This window comes from Brevundimonas sp., from assembly GCF_036405315.1.
In the GTDB taxonomy this organism is placed as follows: domain Bacteria; phylum Pseudomonadota; class Alphaproteobacteria; order Caulobacterales; family Caulobacteraceae; genus Brevundimonas.
The window spans coordinates 1-15236 of sequence record NZ_DASWXW010000109.1; the positions used below are offsets into that span (position 1 = coordinate 1).

General features: G+C 69.0%; 12 protein-coding genes and 1 pseudogene. 7 read left to right on the forward strand and 6 right to left on the reverse strand.

Annotation, left to right across the window (positions count from 1 at the left end):
- Positions 1-368 precede the first annotated feature (368 nt).
- The gene (gene ppc / locus VGE49_RS06510; RefSeq protein WP_331033748.1) at positions 369-3065 is read left to right on the forward strand and encodes a phosphoenolpyruvate carboxylase; all 2697 of its coding nucleotides are present in this window, start codon (positions 369-371) and stop codon (positions 3063-3065) included.
- Here the strand turns inward: ppc and VGE49_RS06515 are convergent, their stop codons facing one another.
- Both VGE49_RS06515 and VGE49_RS06520 read right to left on the reverse strand, forming a co-directional pair.
- Entirely contained in the window at positions 3066-4031 is a 966-nt protein-coding gene (locus VGE49_RS06515; RefSeq protein WP_331033749.1) for a magnesium and cobalt transport protein CorA, read from the reverse strand.
- Positions 4032-4201: 170 nt separating this feature from the next.
- Positions 4202-6385 (reverse strand): annotated as a pseudogene (locus tag VGE49_RS06520) (M3 family metallopeptidase).
- Positions 6386-6508: 123 nt separating this feature from the next.
- Between VGE49_RS06520 and VGE49_RS06525 the strand changes: the two are divergent.
- Positions 6509-7372: a glutamate racemase gene (locus VGE49_RS06525; RefSeq protein ID WP_331033750.1), complete on the forward strand. Its 864-nt coding sequence runs from the start codon at positions 6509-6511 to the stop codon at positions 7370-7372.
- Here the strand turns inward: VGE49_RS06525 and VGE49_RS06530 are convergent, their stop codons facing one another.
- The gene (locus VGE49_RS06530; RefSeq protein WP_331033751.1) at positions 7373-7879 is read right to left on the reverse strand and encodes an S-type pyocin family protein; all 507 of its coding nucleotides are present in this window, start codon (positions 7877-7879) and stop codon (positions 7373-7375) included. It abuts the gene before it with no gap.
- A gap of 135 nt (positions 7880-8014) precedes the next feature.
- Between VGE49_RS06530 and coaBC the strand changes: the two genes are divergently transcribed.
- The gene (gene coaBC / locus VGE49_RS06535; RefSeq protein ID WP_331033752.1) at positions 8015-9238 is read left to right on the forward strand and encodes a bifunctional phosphopantothenoylcysteine decarboxylase/phosphopantothenate--cysteine ligase CoaBC; all 1224 of its coding nucleotides are present in this window, start codon (positions 8015-8017) and stop codon (positions 9236-9238) included.
- Between the two features lie 9 nt (positions 9239-9247).
- Complete coding sequence (gene dut / locus VGE49_RS06540) at positions 9248-9697, forward strand: dUTP diphosphatase (RefSeq protein WP_331033753.1); 450 nt, start codon at positions 9248-9250, stop codon at positions 9695-9697.
- Between the two features lie 17 nt (positions 9698-9714).
- Here the strand turns inward: dut and VGE49_RS06545 are convergent, their stop codons facing one another.
- Together VGE49_RS06545 and VGE49_RS06550 are read right to left on the reverse strand one after the other, a co-directional pair.
- On the reverse strand, positions 9715-10269 hold the full coding sequence (locus VGE49_RS06545) for an ActR/PrrA/RegA family redox response regulator transcription factor (protein ID WP_331033754.1): 555 nt from the start codon (positions 10267-10269) through the stop codon (positions 9715-9717).
- Between the two features lie 69 nt (positions 10270-10338).
- Entirely contained in the window at positions 10339-11850 is a 1512-nt protein-coding gene (locus VGE49_RS06550; protein ID WP_414643609.1) for an ActS/PrrB/RegB family redox-sensitive histidine kinase, read from the reverse strand.
- A gap of 63 nt (positions 11851-11913) precedes the next feature.
- Here VGE49_RS06550 and VGE49_RS06555 point away from each other — a divergent pair, with 63 nt between their 5' ends.
- The 3 genes from VGE49_RS06555 to VGE49_RS06565 all read left to right on the forward strand — a co-directional run bounded on the left by VGE49_RS06555 (position 11914) and on the right by VGE49_RS06565 (position 14604).
- The gene (locus VGE49_RS06555) at positions 11914-12534 is read left to right on the forward strand and encodes an SCO family protein (protein ID WP_331033755.1); all 621 of its coding nucleotides are present in this window, start codon (positions 11914-11916) and stop codon (positions 12532-12534) included.
- A gap of 110 nt (positions 12535-12644) precedes the next feature.
- Positions 12645-13925 carry a polyhydroxyalkanoate depolymerase gene (locus VGE49_RS06560; protein WP_331033756.1) on the forward strand — a complete coding sequence of 427 codons (1281 nt, stop codon included), beginning with the start codon at positions 12645-12647 and terminating at the stop codon, positions 13923-13925.
- Positions 13891-14604, forward strand: a complete 714-nt coding sequence (locus VGE49_RS06565; protein WP_331033757.1) for a M48 family metallopeptidase — start codon at positions 13891-13893, stop codon at positions 14602-14604. Before VGE49_RS06560 ends, VGE49_RS06565 begins: the two co-directional genes overlap by 35 nt.
- Before the next feature lie 16 nt (positions 14605-14620).
- Here the strand turns inward: VGE49_RS06565 and VGE49_RS06570 are convergent.
- Positions 14621-15236: penicillin-binding transpeptidase domain-containing protein (locus tag VGE49_RS06570; RefSeq protein WP_331033758.1), on the reverse strand; the 616-nt coding region annotated here is incomplete at its 5' end.

The following is a 15236-nucleotide window of genomic DNA, read 5'->3' on the forward strand; positions in this document are numbered from 1 at the left end:
GCCGCGGCCGGTGATCCGGTCGAAGACGCCTGTCAGCCGCTCGTTCAGAGCCTCGAACATTCAAAACCTTTCATGCGCGAACCCTGACCTCCATAGAGAAACGGCCTCTGGCGACGATCACGTCGGCAGAGGGTCCTCGCCTACCTCGTCCCGATAAAGCGGGGGTCGTGTAGGAGGAGGCGCAGGTTCAATTGCGCCGGAAGCGGCGGCTTATGCCTCATCGGCAAGCCAGAGTCGATAGTTTGTTGAAAGCCCGTTCAACGCGCCATCAACTCCACACCGGGTTTCAGCGTTGAGCATGGGGACTAGGCGGCTTGGATTCCGCTGATACGGTTCCGTTTCCAGCCTCCCCGCTGAAGGATGATGCGATGATCCAGGCTGCCGACGATCGACTGCGCGACGAGGTTCGCCTGCTGGGCGCCCTGCTCGGCGAGGTGATCCGCGACGAGGGCGGGCAGGAGCTCTATGATCGGATCGAGGCGGTGCGTCAGGCCTCGGTGTCCTATCATCGCGATCCGGCCTCGCACGACGCCTCGCAGCTGGAAGCCCTGCTCAAGGATCTGTCGCTGGATCAGGCCGTCGGTCTGGTCCACGGTTTCGCCGCCTTTTCCCTGCTGGCCAATGTCGCCGAGGACCGGGCGGGCAAGCGCCGGGCGCACGACCAGGTCGAGGCCGGCGAACGCGCCGACACCCCCGAGGGGGCGTTGAAGCGGCTGGACGCGGCGGGCGTGGATCGGGCGGCGGTGCGCGACCTGCTGTCGGACGCCCTGATCTCGCCGGTCCTGACCGCCCACCCGTCCGAGGTGCGGCGCAAGAGCGTCATCGATCGCATCGGCGCCGTCGGCGCCCTGCTGGACGGCTGCGACCGCGACGGGATCGCCTGTTCGCCCACGGCGCTGAAGGCCGCCCTGCGCCGCCAGATCGTCATCCTGTGGGCCACGCGCCTGACCCGCGCCTCGGGCCTGGTGGTGCAGGATGAGATCAACACCGTCACCGACTGGCTGCAGCGCATCTTCCTGCACGTCGCCCCGGCCCAGCTGGCCGAGTGGCGCACCCTGCTGAATGCGCCCGACCTGCCGCCCTTCCTGCGCATCGGCACCTGGGTCGGCGGCGACCGCGACGGCAATCCCAATGTCGACGCCGCCGTGATGAGCGCCGCCTTCCGCACCCAGTCGCGCGCCGTGCTGCGCTTCTATCTGGAGGAGGTGAACGCGCTCGGCGAGGAACTGAGCCTGTCCGCCGACCTGACCACCGTCACGCCCGAGCTGGCGGCCCTGGCCCAGAGCTCGGCCGACGCCTCGATCCAGCGCGCGGACGAGCCCTATCGCCGGGCGCTCAGCCGCATCTACGCCCGACTCTCGGCCACCCATCTGGCCCTGACCGGCGGCTTCGCGCCGCTGCCCGCCTCGTTCGAGGCCCCCGTCTACGAGGGCCCCGAGGCCTTCCGCGCCGATCTGGCCGTGCTGCATGACAGCCTGATCCGCACCCACGGCGCCGTCTTCGCCGACGACCGGCTGGCGCGGCTGATCACGGCGGCGGACATCTTCGGCTTCCACATGGTGACGCTGGACCTGCGCCAGAACTCCGACGTGCATGAACGGGTCGTGGGCGACCTGTTCAAGGTGGCGGGCGTCTGTCCGGACTACGCCGCCCTGGGCGAAGACGCCCGCCTGACCCTGCTGGCGCGCGAACTGGTCAACCCGCGCCCGCTGTTCTCGCCCTATGCCGACTACGACCTGGAAACCCTGAAGGAGCGCGCCATCCTGCAGGCGGCGGCCCAGGCGCTCGCCGCCTTCGGCCCCCAGGCCATCCGCACCCATATCGTCTCCAAGACTGACGCGGCCTCGGACATGCTGGAGGTCTATCTGCTGCTCAAGGAGGTCGGCCTCTACGACCCGGCCGATCCCGCCGCCTGTCCCATCCAGGCCGCGCCCCTGTTCGAGACCATCGAGGACCTGCGCGCCGCTCAGCCGACGCTGGAACGCGTGCTGGCCGAGCCGTCGGCCCGCGCCGTGGCGACCGCGCGCGGGGTGCAGGAGGTCATGATCGGCTATTCGGACTCGAACAAGGACGGCTCCTATCTGACCTCGGGCTGGGAACTGCACGAGGCCTCGCGCGCCCTGCTGGACGTGACCCGCGCGGCGGGTGTCCGTCTGCAACTGTTCCACGGTCGCGGCGGCGCGGTCGGACGCGGCGGCGGCTCGTCCTTCTCGGCGGTGCTGGGTCAACCGGCGGGCACCGTCGCGGGTCGCATCCGCGTCACCGAACAGGGCGAGGTCATCGCCAACAAATACGGCGAGCCGGAAGTGGCGCAGAGGAACCTGGACGCCCTGACCTGCGGGACCCTGCTGGCCTCGCTGGGGCCGCAGACCGACGCTGGCTACAGCGCCGAGCACGGCGCCACGGCGGCCCGCCTGTCGGCGGCCTCGATGAAGGCCTATCGGGCGCTTGTCTATGAGACGCCGGGCTTCGTCGACTATTTCCGCGCCGCCACCCCCATCGCCGAGATCGCCGACCTGAAGATCGGCTCGCGCCCGGCCAGTCGCTCGACCTCGACCGCCATCGAGGACCTGCGCGCCATTCCCTGGGTGTTCAGCTGGTCGCAGTCGCGGGTCATGCTGCCCGGCTGGTTCGGCTTCGGGGCGGCGGTCCAGGGCGAGGACCCGGACGAGCTGCGCGACATGGCGCAGGCTTGGCCCTTCTTCCGCACCGTGGTCCAGAACATGGAGATGGTGATGGCCAAGGCCGACATGGCCATCGCCCGGCGCTACGCCGGCCTGGTCCCCGACCCGGCCCTGGCCGAGCGCATCTACGGCGCCATCCGGCAGGAGTGGGAACAGACCAAGGCCGCCGTCCTTTCGATCACCGGCCATGACGATCTGCTGGGCGGCCAGCCTGAGCTGGACCGGCTGATCCGTCAGCGCATGCCCTATGTCGAGCCGCTGAACCACGTCCAGATCGAGCTGATCCGCCGCCGACGCGCCGGCGACGACGACCCGCGCGTGCGCAACGGCATCCTGCTGGCCATCAACGGCGTGGCGGCGGGCCTGCGCAACAGCGGCTGATCACAGCCATTTCGACCGCTTGAAGCTGATGTAGAGGCCGAGGCAGACGGCGGCGATCAGGGCCATGACCGCCGGATAGCCGTAGGCCCACCGCAGTTCCGGCATGTGGTCGAAATTCATGCCGTAGATGCCCGCCACCGCCGTCGGCGTGGCCAGGATGGTGGCCCAGGCCGCCAGCTTGCGGGTGATGACGCCCTGGCGCTGCTGCTCCAGCAGGTTGGAGGCCTCGAACACCGAGGCCAGGATGTCGCGCAGGACCCCCGCGCGGCTGGCGACACGGCGCACATGGTCGGCCACGTCGCGGAAATAGGGACGGACCTCGCGGTCGATGCAGGGCAGGTCCAGCGACTGCAGCTTGGCCGAAACCTCCTCCATCGGCCCCAGGATGCGGCTGAATTTCAGCAGCTCGCGCCGCAGCAGGAAGAGGCGGGTGATGTCGTCGCGGGACAGGAAGCTGTCCAGAGCGACCTGCTCCATCTCCAGCACCTTGTCCTCGACGGCGTCTATGATGGGGATGTAGCCGTCGACGATGAAGTCCAGGACGCCGTGGAGGATGAAGTCCGGACCGTGCTTCAGCTGCTGGGGCGAGGCCTCCAGCTGCGCCCGCAACTGGGCGTGGCCGCGCGCCGAGCCGTGGCGGATGGTGACGACGTAGTTGGGGCCGACGAAGATGTGGGTCTCGCCGTAGACGATATGGTCGCCCTGCCCCTGGGCCGTGCGGGCGACGATGAAGAGTTCGGAGCCGTAGACCTCCAGCTTGGGGATCTGGTGCGCCGTCATGGCGTCCTCGATCGCCAGGGGATGCAGGCGGAAGCGCCGCACGAGGATGTCGGTCTCCTCGTGCGTCGGCTCGTGCAGGCCGATCCACAGATACTCGCCCTTGGCCAGGGCCAGGCCCTGCTCCGTCAGGGGCGCCTCGCGCACCCGCTTGCCGTCCTTGTAGACGTAGGAGGCGACGACGCTCATGCGGTTTCCCTTCTTGCTGGGCCGCAGTCAGAAGGCTCCGCCTTCTCGATCCGACGCGGCCTGCGACACGGCCAAGGCTTACGCCACCTCAACAGAAATAGAAAAGGCCCGGCGGATTGCTCCACCGGGCCTTTCCAATTTTGACGCCTGACGGCCTCAAGTAGGCCAACTCAGGAAGTCGGGAACCCACGCACCTTCAGCAGGGCCGCCACGTCCGGATTGCGGCCGCGGAACTGGCGATAGGCGTCGCCGCGGTCCGTGGTGTTGCCGGGCGCCAGGATGATCGACTTGAAGCGGCCGCCGATGTCCGGGTTGAAGACGTCGCCTGACTCCTCGAAGTAGGCCCAGGTGTCGGCGTCCATCACTTCCGACCACAGTTAGGAGTAGTAGCCGGCCGAATAGGCGTCCGAGGTGAAGAGGTGATTGAACTGCGGCAGGCGGTGCCGCATCACGATCTCCTTGGGCATGCCCAGGCGATCCAGAGAGGCCTTCTCGAAGGCGGCGATGTCGGTCGGCGGCGTAGCCTGCGTATGCAGGTCCATGTCGACCAGGGCCGACGACAGGTAGCTGACCGTGGCGTAGCCCTGGTTGAAGGTCGAGGAGGCCTCGATCTTGTCCACCAGCGCCTGCGGCATCGGCTGCTTGGTCTCGACATGCTTCATGTAGCCGTCGAGGATCGGGCGGCTCAGCACCCAGTGCTCGTGCACCTGCGACGGATATTCCACGAAATCGCGCGGCGTGTTGCCGAACGACGGATAGGTCACGACCGACGAGAAGTAGTGCAGGGCGTGGCCGAACTCGTGGAACAGGGTCTCGGCGTCGTCCAGCGAGATCAGCAGGGGCTGACCGGCCTCGGCCTTGACGAAGTTGTTGTTGTTCGAGGCCAGGATCGGCTTCGAACCCGTCAGCTGCGAGAAGGACCGATAGGTGGTCATCCAGGCGCCCGAACGCTTGCCGGGACGGGCGAAGTCGTCGGCGTAATACAGACCGATCAACTTGCCGGTGGCCTTGTCAGTGACCTCATAGGTGGTCACGTCCGGCTCAAACGTAGAGACCGTGCCCTTGGCCAGAGGCTTGAAGACGAAGCCGTACAGGCGCTCGGCCATGTAGAAGGAGGCCGCGCGCACGGCGTGCAGCTCGAAGTAGGGTTTCAGCTCGTTCTGATCGAGGTCGTACTTGGCCTTGCGGACCTTCTCGGCGAAGTAGAGGTAGTCCCAGGGCTCGATGTCGAAGCCGGCGATCGCCCTCATGTCGGCGACCTCCTCGGCGACGCGGGCCTTGGCCGGGGCCCAGACGCGCTGCATCAGCTCCATGGCCGCGGCCGGGGTCTTGGCCATGGTGTCCTGCATGCGCCATTCGGCGTGGTTGCCGAAGCCGAGCAGCCTGGCGCGCTGCTGACGCAGGGCCACGATCTGGGCGATGGTGGCCTTGGTGTCGTTGGCGTCGCCGTTGTCGCCGCGCTTGACGAACTTCTTCCAGACCTGCTCGCGCAGGGCGCGGTCGTCGGCGAAGGTCAGGAAGGGATCGACGCTGGAGCGGGTGTTGACGATGGCCCAGCCCTGGACGTTGCGAGCGCGGGCGGCGGCGGCGGCGGCGGCCTTGTTCGAGTCGGGCAGGCCCTTCAGGCCGGCTTCGCTGGTGATGACGGTCCAGGTGTTCTCGTCGGCCACCACCTTCTGACCGAAGCCGGTGAAGGCGTTCGACAGGGCGGTGTTGATGCGGCCCAGTTCGGCCTTGCCGGCGGCGTCCAGAGCGGCGCCGTTGCGCACGAAGGCGTCGCGGCTGCGCTCGGCCAGACGCTTCTGCTGGGCGTTCAGGCCTGCGGCGTCGGCGCCGTCGGCCACGGCCTTGATGCGGGCGAACAGCTTCTCGTTGAAGGTGATCTCGTCCGATGCGGCCGACAGGATCGGCGACAGCTCGGTCTCCAGCGCATCCCATTCATCGCCGCCGATGTTCGACGTCATGACGCTGAAGACGTTCATGGCGCGGTCCAGCGGCTCGCCGGCCAACTCCATGGCCACCAGGGTGTTGGCGAAGGTCGGAGCGTCGGGGTTGTTGGCGACGGCGGCGACGTCGGCGCGTTGCAGTTCGATGCCTTCCAGGATGGCTTCGCGCATCTTGGGCGCCGTCACCTTGTCCCAGGGGGGCACGCCCTCATAGGGGCCGGTCCAGGGCTGCAGCAGCTCGGCGCGCGGGGCGGTCGTCGGCAGGACGGCGCGCGCGAGGCGGGCTTCATCGGCGGTCGAAAGGGCTGCGGCCGATCCGGTCATTCCGTTCTCCAGGGCGCCGGCGGAGGCGCAGCCCGACAGGGCGAAGAGGCTCGCGCCTCCGATAAGAAGATGGCGTCTGTGCATCCGGTTCTCCCAACCTTTGAGCAGTGTCGCGCGACCTTAGTCGGACATGGCCGGACGGTCACATGAAGCCGATGTAATCCTAACCATTGGACGACGGAACCCCGTGGGTCTAAAGGCCGCGTCATGGCGATAGGCGTTTTTGACTCCGGCGTGGGCGGACTGACGGTCCACCGCGAACTCACGACCCGCTTTCCGACGCGGGACTTCATCTATCTGGGCGACCAGGCCCATGCCCCCTATGGCGGGCGCGGCGGCGAGGACATCGTCGAGCTGACGCGCGCCGGGTGCGAGCGTCTGTTCGAGGCCGGCGCTTCGGTCGTGATCCTGGCCTGCAACACGGCCTCGGCCATCGCGCTTCGCCGTCTGCAGCAGACCTGGATCCCCGGCATGCGCGAAAAGCTGGGCCGTCCGGTCAACGTCCTGGGCATCATCGTCCCGACCATCGAGGCGGCGACCGGCCTGCCCTGGTCCTATGAGGCCGAACGCAACGGCCGACTGGAAGGCGAGAAGAAACAGGCGATCGACGTCACCGGCGTCTTCTGCACCGCCGCCACGGCCATGAGCCGGGTCTATGAGATCGAGATCGACAAGCGCCGCGAGGATCTGGCCGTCTTCACCGAGGCTTGCCCCGGCCTGGCCGGCCTTATCGAACTGGGCGCCCCGACCGAGGAGCTGAAGGTGGTGGTCGACGACCACGTCGACGCCCTGCGCCGCCGCATCGGCCGTCACCCGGACAAGGCCATCCTGGGCTGCACCCACTACGAGATCGTCGCCGACCTGTTCGCCGACGCCCTGCCCGCCGGGGTCCAGGTCATCAGCCAGCCGACCGCCGTGGCCGACTCGCTGGAACGTTATTTCGCGCGCCATCCCGAATACGAGCTGGGCGCGTCCGGCCGTCGCGACTTCCTGACCACCGGCACGCCCGGCCCGCAGTCGGAGCTGATCGCCCGCTTCTGGGGCGCGCCGCTGACCTTCGACGCCGCCTGACTATTCGGCCGAGCGCGTCCCTGAGCGGCGCTGACCGAAGGTCGGCGCCCGCTCCTTCTGCTGGGCCCAGTAGGCCGGGCCGTCGTCCGGCTTGAACATGGTGCGGGGCACGCCGTTGCGGTCCGTCACCGCGAAGGTGTTGGTCGAGGCCTGGTAGTAAAGGGTGTCGCCGTTCGGTCGCTTGACCGTCTCGGTTCCGCGCGGCGTGGTCTCCGTGAAGGCGCGAACCTTCTGCAAATAGTCGTCGGCGGATTTGGCCCCGAAGGCCGCGCCGTTGCGCTCAAACAGGCGCTGGACCTTGGCGTCGGCGGTTTCGCGCCGGTTGGCCGTGACCGGGGGTTTGGCCTCGGGCGCGGCCGCGACCGTCTCGCCCTCGGGCGCCGCCGCCGAGATCAGGGCGACCGGCTCGGCCGCCGCCCGTTCGCGCGTCTCCACCGCCGAGCCGCCGCTGTCGCAAGCCGCCAGAACCAGCGCCGCGAGCGCCGCCGTCGCCATCTGAATCCGCATGGGTCGTCCCTCCCTGAAAAGCCCGCCGAACGCAGTTAGGCATAAACTGTTTGTTCTGGCAATGTTCCATAATCGCCGCGCGTCGGGACACGGCTTTGTCTCGACGGCGTCATGCGGCGCCGCTAGAGATTCCTCATGACCGCATCCTCGCTTTCCGGCCGCAAGGTCCTGCTGATCGTCGGCGGCGGCATCGCCGCCTACAAGACGCTGGAGCTGATCCGCCTGCTGAGGAAGGCGGACGCCGAGGTGATGACGGTGCTGACCCGCGCGGGGGCCGAGTTCGTCACCCCCATGTCCCTGGCGGCCTTGACCGGCCGTCCGGTGCGCCAGGACCTGTTCATGCCCGAGGACGAGACGGCCATGGGCCATATCGAGCTGTCGCGCTGGGCTGATCTGGTGGTGGTGGCGCCGGCGACGGCGGGCCTGATCGCCAAGGCGGCGAATGGGATGGCCGACGACCTGGCCTCGACCACGCTTCTGGCCACCGACAAAAAGGTGCTTCTGGCCCCGGCCATGAACGTGCGAATGTGGCTGCACCCGGCGGTGCGGGCCAATGTCGAGCGGCTGAAGGGCTTCGACGGCTTCCACGGCGTGGCCGTGGTCGGACCGGACGAGGGCGAGATGGCCTGCGGCGAGTTCGGCCCCGGCCGCATGGCCGAGCCGCCCGTCATCTTCGACGAGATCGCCCGCCTGCTGGCCGGACCCGACGGCCGCCCGCTGAGCGGCAAGACCGCCGTCGTCACCGCCGGGCCGACGTTCGAGCCGATCGACCCGGTGCGCGGCCTGACCAACCGCTCCAGCGGCAAGCAGGGCTACGCCGTCGCCGCCGCCCTGGCCGAGCTGGGCGCCGAGGTGACGCTGATCTCCGGCCCGGTGGCCCTGGACGCGCCGGTCGGCGTGACCCGGCTCTGGGTCGAGGCCGCGACCGAGATGAAGGCCGCCGTCGAGGCCCATTTGCCCGCCGACATCGCGGTGATGAGCGCCGCCGTCGCCGACTGGCGCGTGGACGGCGTGGCCTCGGGCAAGATCAAGAAGAAGCCGGGCGGCCCGCCGTCCCTGGCCCTGATCGAGAACCCCGACATCCTGGCCGGCGTCTCGGCCCCCGGACCGAAGCGTCCGAAACTGGTGGTCGGCTTCGCCGCCGAAACCAGCGACCTGGAGGCCAACGCCCGCGCCAAGCTGTCGAAGAAGGGCTGCGACTGGATCGTCGGCAACGACGTGTCGGGCGAGGTCTTCGGTTCCGACGGCAACGCCGTGACCCTGTTCACCCGTGACGGCGCCGAGCCCTGGCCGCGCCAGTCCAAGACCGATGTGGCGCGCAAGATCGCCCAGCGCATCGCCGATCATTTCAAGGCCTGAGAGAACTCCATGACCACCGTCCGCGTCGAACGCCTGCCCCACGCCGAGGGCCTGGCCCTGCCTGCCTATGAGACGACGGGATCGGCGGGCATGGATCTGCGCGCGGCCGTGGCCGAGTTCGAGCCGGTCGTGCTGCAGCCGGGGGAGCGCAAGCTGATCCCGACGGGCCTGAAGATCGCGCTGGAGCCCGGCTATGAGGCCCAGGTGCGGCCCCGTTCGGGTCTGGCCCTGAAGCACGGCGTCACCTGCCTGAACTCCCCCGGCACCATCGACAGCGACTATCGCGGCGAGGTCGGGGTCATCCTGATCAACCACGGCCAGATCGCTTTCGAGATCCAGCGCGGCGAACGCATCGCCCAGATGGTGATTGCGCCCTATGCCCAGGCTGTGATGGTCGAGGTCGAGGCCCTGGACGAAACGGCGCGCGGCGCGGGCGGCTTCGGCTCCACCGGCCGATAGTCCGAAAAAGGGGGCGCCTAGCGGGGCGCCCGCTTGGCCAGGATGCGCTGCAGGGTGCGGCGGTGCATGCCCAGGCGACGGGCGGTTTCCGAGACGTTGTGGTCGCACAGCTCATAGACGCGCTGGATGTGTTCCCAGCGCACCCGGTCGGCGCTCATGGGGTTTTCCGGCGGCTCAGGGGCTTCGCCGACCGAGAGCAGGGCCTTGACCACGTCGTCGGCGTCGGCGGGCTTCTGCATGTAGTCGACGGCGCCGGCCTTGACCGCCGCCACGGCGGTGGCGATGGCGCCGTATCCGGTCAGCATGACGATGCGGGCGTCCTGGCGGCGCTCGCGGATGGCCTCGACCACCTTCAGGCCGTTGCCGTCCTCCAGGCGCATGTCCAGCACGGCGAAGGCGGGGACCGAGACGCGCAGGGCGTCGCCGGCCTCGGCCACCGAACCGGCCAGGGTGACGTCGAAGCCGCGGGCTTCCAGCGCCCGGCCCAGCCGGGTGCGCAACGCCGCGTCGTCATCGAGCAGCAGCAGGGTCTTGTCGGGCAGGGTGGCGATGCGGGCTTCGAGTTCGGACATTCGGTTCTCCTGACGCTCAGGTCGTGCGTCCGCGCTGCATGGTCAAGGTTTTAGCTCCCGACTGCGACATCAGGTTCCACTAGTGGAACGGGCCTCAAGGGCGGGATCGGCGACTTCCAGCGCCTGTCGCGGCCAGCGGACGGTGACGCGGGCGCCCCTGGGCTGGCCCTTTTCGCCGTCGCCGGCGCCGACCGAGACCTTGCCGCCGCTGCGCTCCAGGAGGGTGCGGGCGATGAAGAAGCCCAGGCCCATGCCGCCCTGGCTGGGGGCGATGGGGGCGGTGACCGGCGGCGGCGCGGCGGCCTTGCGGCCGGTCTTGCGCGGAGCGTCCGAGGCGGCGGCGATCTGGGCCGCCAGGGCGCGGCGGGCCTTGGCCTGGGGGCGGCTGGTGACATAGGGCTCGCCCAGACGCGGCAGGATCTCCGAGGCGAAGCCGGGGCCGTCGTCGAGGATGTCGATCTCGATCCAGCCGGCGTCGACGACGGCGATGACTCGCACCCGGCTGTTGGCGAAGTCGGCGGCGTTTTCGACCAGGGTGGACAGGCCGTGCACGACCTCGGGCAGGCGGTGGACGCGCGGCACGGGCTGGCCCGGCGGGGCCTTCACCGCCGTCTCGAAGGTCAGGTCGAAGCCCCGGTGCGGCTCGGCCACCTCTTCCAGCAGGGCCTTCAGATCGACGTCGGCGTAGAGGGGGTCGCCTTCCTCGGGCTGGGCCGACAGCTGTTTCAGGATGTCGCGGCAACGCTCGGCCTGCTGCAGCATCAGGGCGGCGTCTTCGGCCACGGGGCTGCCGGGCGGCGAGGCGCGCAGCAACTCCTTGGCCACCACCTGAATGGTCGCCAGCGGCGTGCCCAGTTCGTGGGCGGCGGCGGCGGCCAGACCGCCCAGGGCCGCCAGCCTCTGTTCGCGTTGCAGCACGTCCTGGGTCGTGGCCAGGGCCAGCTCCAGCTTCTCGGCGTCGGCCGCCACCTTCCAGGCGTAGCCCGAGGTGAACAGGACGCCGGTGGCCAGGGCCAGCCCCATGCCGAAGCGATAGAGGCCCGGCAGCTCCAGATGCTCGTGCATCCGCCAGGGGAGGGGCAGGGACCAGGAGAAGAGGACGCCGAGGGCGATCAGGGCCATGACCCCCAGCACCAGGGCCTGACGCGAGGGCAGGGAGGCCGCCGCGATCGTCACCGGCGCCACCAGCAGCAGACAGAAGGGGTTGTCCAGCCCGCCGGTCAGGGCCAGCAGGGTGGCCAACTGCAGGATGTCGAAGCCCAGCTGCGCCGCCGTCTGCGGGCCGTTGGGCAGGCTGCCGTCGACGCGGCGCGCCCGCGCCATGGTGGCCAGGTTCATCACCACCCCGGCGCCGATGGCGGTCAGGCACTGCCACAAGGGCAGGGGGAAGTGCAGGGCGAAATAGGCGGTCAGGATGGCCGCGCTCTGGCCGACGACGGCCAGCCAGCGCAGCACGATCAAGGTCCGCAGCGACAGACCGCGTCCGCGTCGGGGCCGTTCGCGCAGGGCCTCCATCGAGCCGGAAGGACCGGCGGCGACCTTGACGGCCTGCGACAGGGTGGGGGCTTCTGTGCTGCTCACGCCTCTTCTATAGACCGCGACGCTGGCGGCTGCACACCCGTCGCCATCCCCGAGGAGAAGTCGATGCCGCGCCGTCCTGTCATTCTGTTCGCCGCCGCCTGCGCGGTCATCGCCCTGGCCCTGGGCCTGATCACCATGGTCGTGGTCAAGGGACGCCAGCAGACGGCCCAGGTGGCCGAGGCCGGGACCGGCCAGCCGACCGTCGGCGGGCCCTTCACCCTGACCAATCAGGACGGACAGGTGGTCGACCAGTCGATCCTGAAGAACAAGTGGACCCTGGTCTTCTTCGGCTTCACCTATTGTCCTGACTACTGCCCGACCACGCTGGGCGTGCTGAACGCCGTGCAAGAGCGGATGGGCGACAAGGCCAAGGACCTGCAGATCATCTTCATCAGCATCGATCCCGAGCGCGACACGCCCAAGCTGCTGAAGGACTATCTGTCGTCGGACGGCTTCCCTACGGGCGTCATCGGCCTGACCGGCACGCCGGAACAGACGGCCCAGGTCGCCAAGGAATACCGCGCCTTCTACCAGAAGGTCGGCGAGGGCGAGGGCTATACGATGAACCACAGCCTGACCGTCTATCTGATGGGGCCGGACGGGAAGTTCCGCAGCGCCGTGGCCCACGACCTGGGGCCGGATCGCACCGCCAAGCTGATCGAGAACGCGATGGCGCGCGGCTGATCACCCTTCGCTGATCACCTTTCCCTGATTGGGGGCGGCGCGGGCTTCTTTGCGTCGGGAAAGCTTCTATGCTGCACTGCCGCATCGGCGGGGGCCGCAGTCGGGGTTTCATGCTCTACGCATTTCACGAGCTTGCCTATCATTCGGCGACGCCGTTCCGGATCGGGGCCCAGCTGGCTCGCAGTTTCTGGACGTCGCCGTTCAATCCGGCCTCGGACACGGCCGTCGGCCGCACGGCCTACGCCTCGGCCGAGGTGTTCGAGAGCCTGACGCGCCGTTACGGCAAGCCCGCCTGGGGGCTGGAGACGCTGGACATCGACGGTCATGCCGTGCGCACGACCGAACAGGTGGTCTGGTCCTCGCCCTGGTGCCGGCTGGTGCGGTTCAAGCGTGACGCGGGCGATCTGAAGAAGGCGGGCAAGCCGTCTGACGCGCCGGCCGTCCTGATCGTGGCCCCCCTGTCGGGCCACTACGCCACCCTGCTGCGCGGCACCGTCGAGGGCTTTGCGCAGGACCACGACGTCTATGTCAGCGATTGGGAGAACGCTCGTCAGGTGCCGGTGCTGGAAGGCCGCTTCGACTTCAACGACTACATCGACCACGTTCGGGCCATGCTGATCGCCGTCGGCCCGCGCGCCCACGTCGTCGGCGTCTGCCAGCCGGGACCGCCGGTGCTGGCGGCCTGCGCCGTCATGGCGGCCGAGAACGACCCCAACCGGCCCGCCTCCATGACCTTCATGGGCTCGCCGATCGACGCCCGCTTGTCGCCGACGACGACCAACCAGCTGGCCGAGGAAAAGCCCTTCACCTGGTTCAAGTCGAACATGATCCACACCGTGCCCTGGCCCTATCCAGGGTTTGGACGAAGGGTCTATCCGGGCTTCGTCCAGCTCTACAGCTTCATGTCGATGAACGAGGACAAGCACGTCGACGCCCATCATCGCTATTTCGAGAGCCTGGTCGTCGGCGACGGCGACGGGGTTGAGAAGCATGAGCAGTTCTATGACGAATACCTGTCGGTGCTGGACCTGACCGAGGAATTCTATCTCCAAACCATCGACATCGTCTTCCAGCAGCACCTGCTGGCGCGCGGCCTGCTGGAGCATCGCGGACAGACGGTCGATCTGACGGCGATCACCGACATCGGCCTGGCCACCGTCGAGGGCGAGAAGGACGATATCTCGGGCGTCGGCCAGACCCAGGCGGCGCACGGCCTGACGCCCAACATCCCCGACGAGCGCCGCCTGCTCTATGTCCAGCCGGGCGTCGGCCACTACGGCGTCTTCAACGGCCGCCGCTTCCGTGACGAAATCTATCCGCGGGTGCGCGATTTCATCGCCCAGAACGAGAGCCTGAGTGCAGTACCGGAACGGCCAGCGGCTGCCGCTTGAGGGCGGGGGCGCCCTTCGCCTGTCGGTGAACCCGCGCGCACGAAGGCTGTCGATCCGCATCGACGCCCGCGCCGGCGAGGCCGTGGCCGTGGCGCCGTCCGAGCGACGGCTGACCGAGGCGGTCGCCTTCGCCCGCAGCAAGTCCGAATGGATCGCCGACCGGCTGGCCGCGCGGGTCGCGGGCGCGCCTCTGGAACCGGGATCGACGGTGTTCTGGCTGGGTCGGACCGTGCGGCTGGAGGCCGTCGGCGGGGCCGGGGCGGCGCGTCTGATCGAGACGCCGGACGGGCCGGTGATCTGCTCGGGCGGCGAGGGCGAGGCCTTTTCCCGCCGGGTCGAGAACTGGTTCAAGCGCGCGGCGCGCGAGTTCCTGACGGCCCGCACCGAGATCCATCTGAAGGCGCTGGGCCAGAAGCCGGTCAAGGTGTCGATCGTCGACACCCGCTCGCGCTGGGGTTCGTGCAGCCCGCACAACCGCTCGATCCGCTATAGCTGGCGGGTGATCATGGCCCCGCCCGAGGTGGCCGACTATCTGGCCGCGCACGAGGTCGCCCACCTGGTCCACGCCGACCACAGCCCGGCCTATTGGGCGGTGGTGCATCGACTGGTCGGCGACCATCGTCCCTTCCGCCAATGGCTGCGCGACCACGGCGCGGCCCTGCACGCCGTGGGACGCTGAGGCGCCTCTTCTAGAACTAGAAGAAGACGGCCTCAGGCTTTCTTTCGCTGCGCGGGGCGTCCTTGGGCGACGGCTGCGGCGAGGTGGGGCGGATGACCGGCTGATCATTGGGCAGGGGCTTGGGCGACGGGACAGGCTGACCGTCGACGATGGCGGGGCCGGGCTCGCCGTCGACGGGTTGGGCGTAGGGGTCCTCGACCTGGCCCATCATGTCGCCGATCGGATCGGGGGCGACCCAGCCTTCGGGCAGGGGCGGGCCGTTGGGGATGGGCTGGACCGCCAGCTTGGGCAGGGCCGCCTCCATGAAGCCGCGCCAGATGGCGGCGGGCGAGGAGCCGCCGGTCACGCCGCGCATGGCCTTGTTGTCGTCCTTGCCGACCCAGACGGCGGCGACGAAGCCGCCGGTGTAGCCGACGAACCAGGCGTCCTTGTAGTCTGAGGTTGTGCCGGTCTTGCCGGCGATGTCGCGACCGCTGATGGCCGCCGAGCGCCCGCTGCCCGAGGTGATCACGCCGCGCAGCATCTGGTTCATGTAGTAGAGCGGCGGGTTGTTGATCGCCTGGCCGTTCTCGCCCGTGCCGTGCTGATAGATGACGCGGCCCGAGGGGGTGCGGATGCGGCTGATGCCATAG

Bases quoted from the DNA above. Each gene is read 5' to 3' on its own strand.
- VGE49_RS06515 (WP_331033749.1), bottom strand. From the start codon at position 4,031: ATGAGCGTCGTCGCCTCCTACGTCTACAAGGACGGCAAGCGGGTGCGC.
- VGE49_RS06525 (WP_331033750.1), top strand. From the start codon at position 6,509: ATGGCGATAGGCGTTTTTGACTCCGGCGTGGGCGGACTGACGGTCCAC.
- VGE49_RS06555 (WP_331033755.1), top strand. From the start codon at position 11,914: ATGCCGCGCCGTCCTGTCATTCTGTTCGCCGCCGCCTGCGCGGTCATC.
- VGE49_RS06545 (WP_331033754.1), bottom strand. From the start codon at position 10,269: ATGTCCGAACTCGAAGCCCGCATCGCCACCCTGCCCGACAAGACCCTG.
- coaBC (WP_331033752.1), top strand. From the start codon at position 8,015: ATGACCGCATCCTCGCTTTCCGGCCGCAAGGTCCTGCTGATCGTCGGC.
- VGE49_RS06530 (WP_331033751.1), bottom strand. From the start codon at position 7,879: ATGCGGATTCAGATGGCGACGGCGGCGCTCGCGGCGCTGGTTCTGGCG.
- VGE49_RS06560 (WP_331033756.1), top strand. From the start codon at position 12,645: ATGCTCTACGCATTTCACGAGCTTGCCTATCATTCGGCGACGCCGTTC.
- dut (WP_331033753.1), top strand. From the start codon at position 9,248: ATGACCACCGTCCGCGTCGAACGCCTGCCCCACGCCGAGGGCCTGGCC.
- ppc (WP_331033748.1), top strand. From the start codon at position 369: ATGATCCAGGCTGCCGACGATCGACTGCGCGACGAGGTTCGCCTGCTG.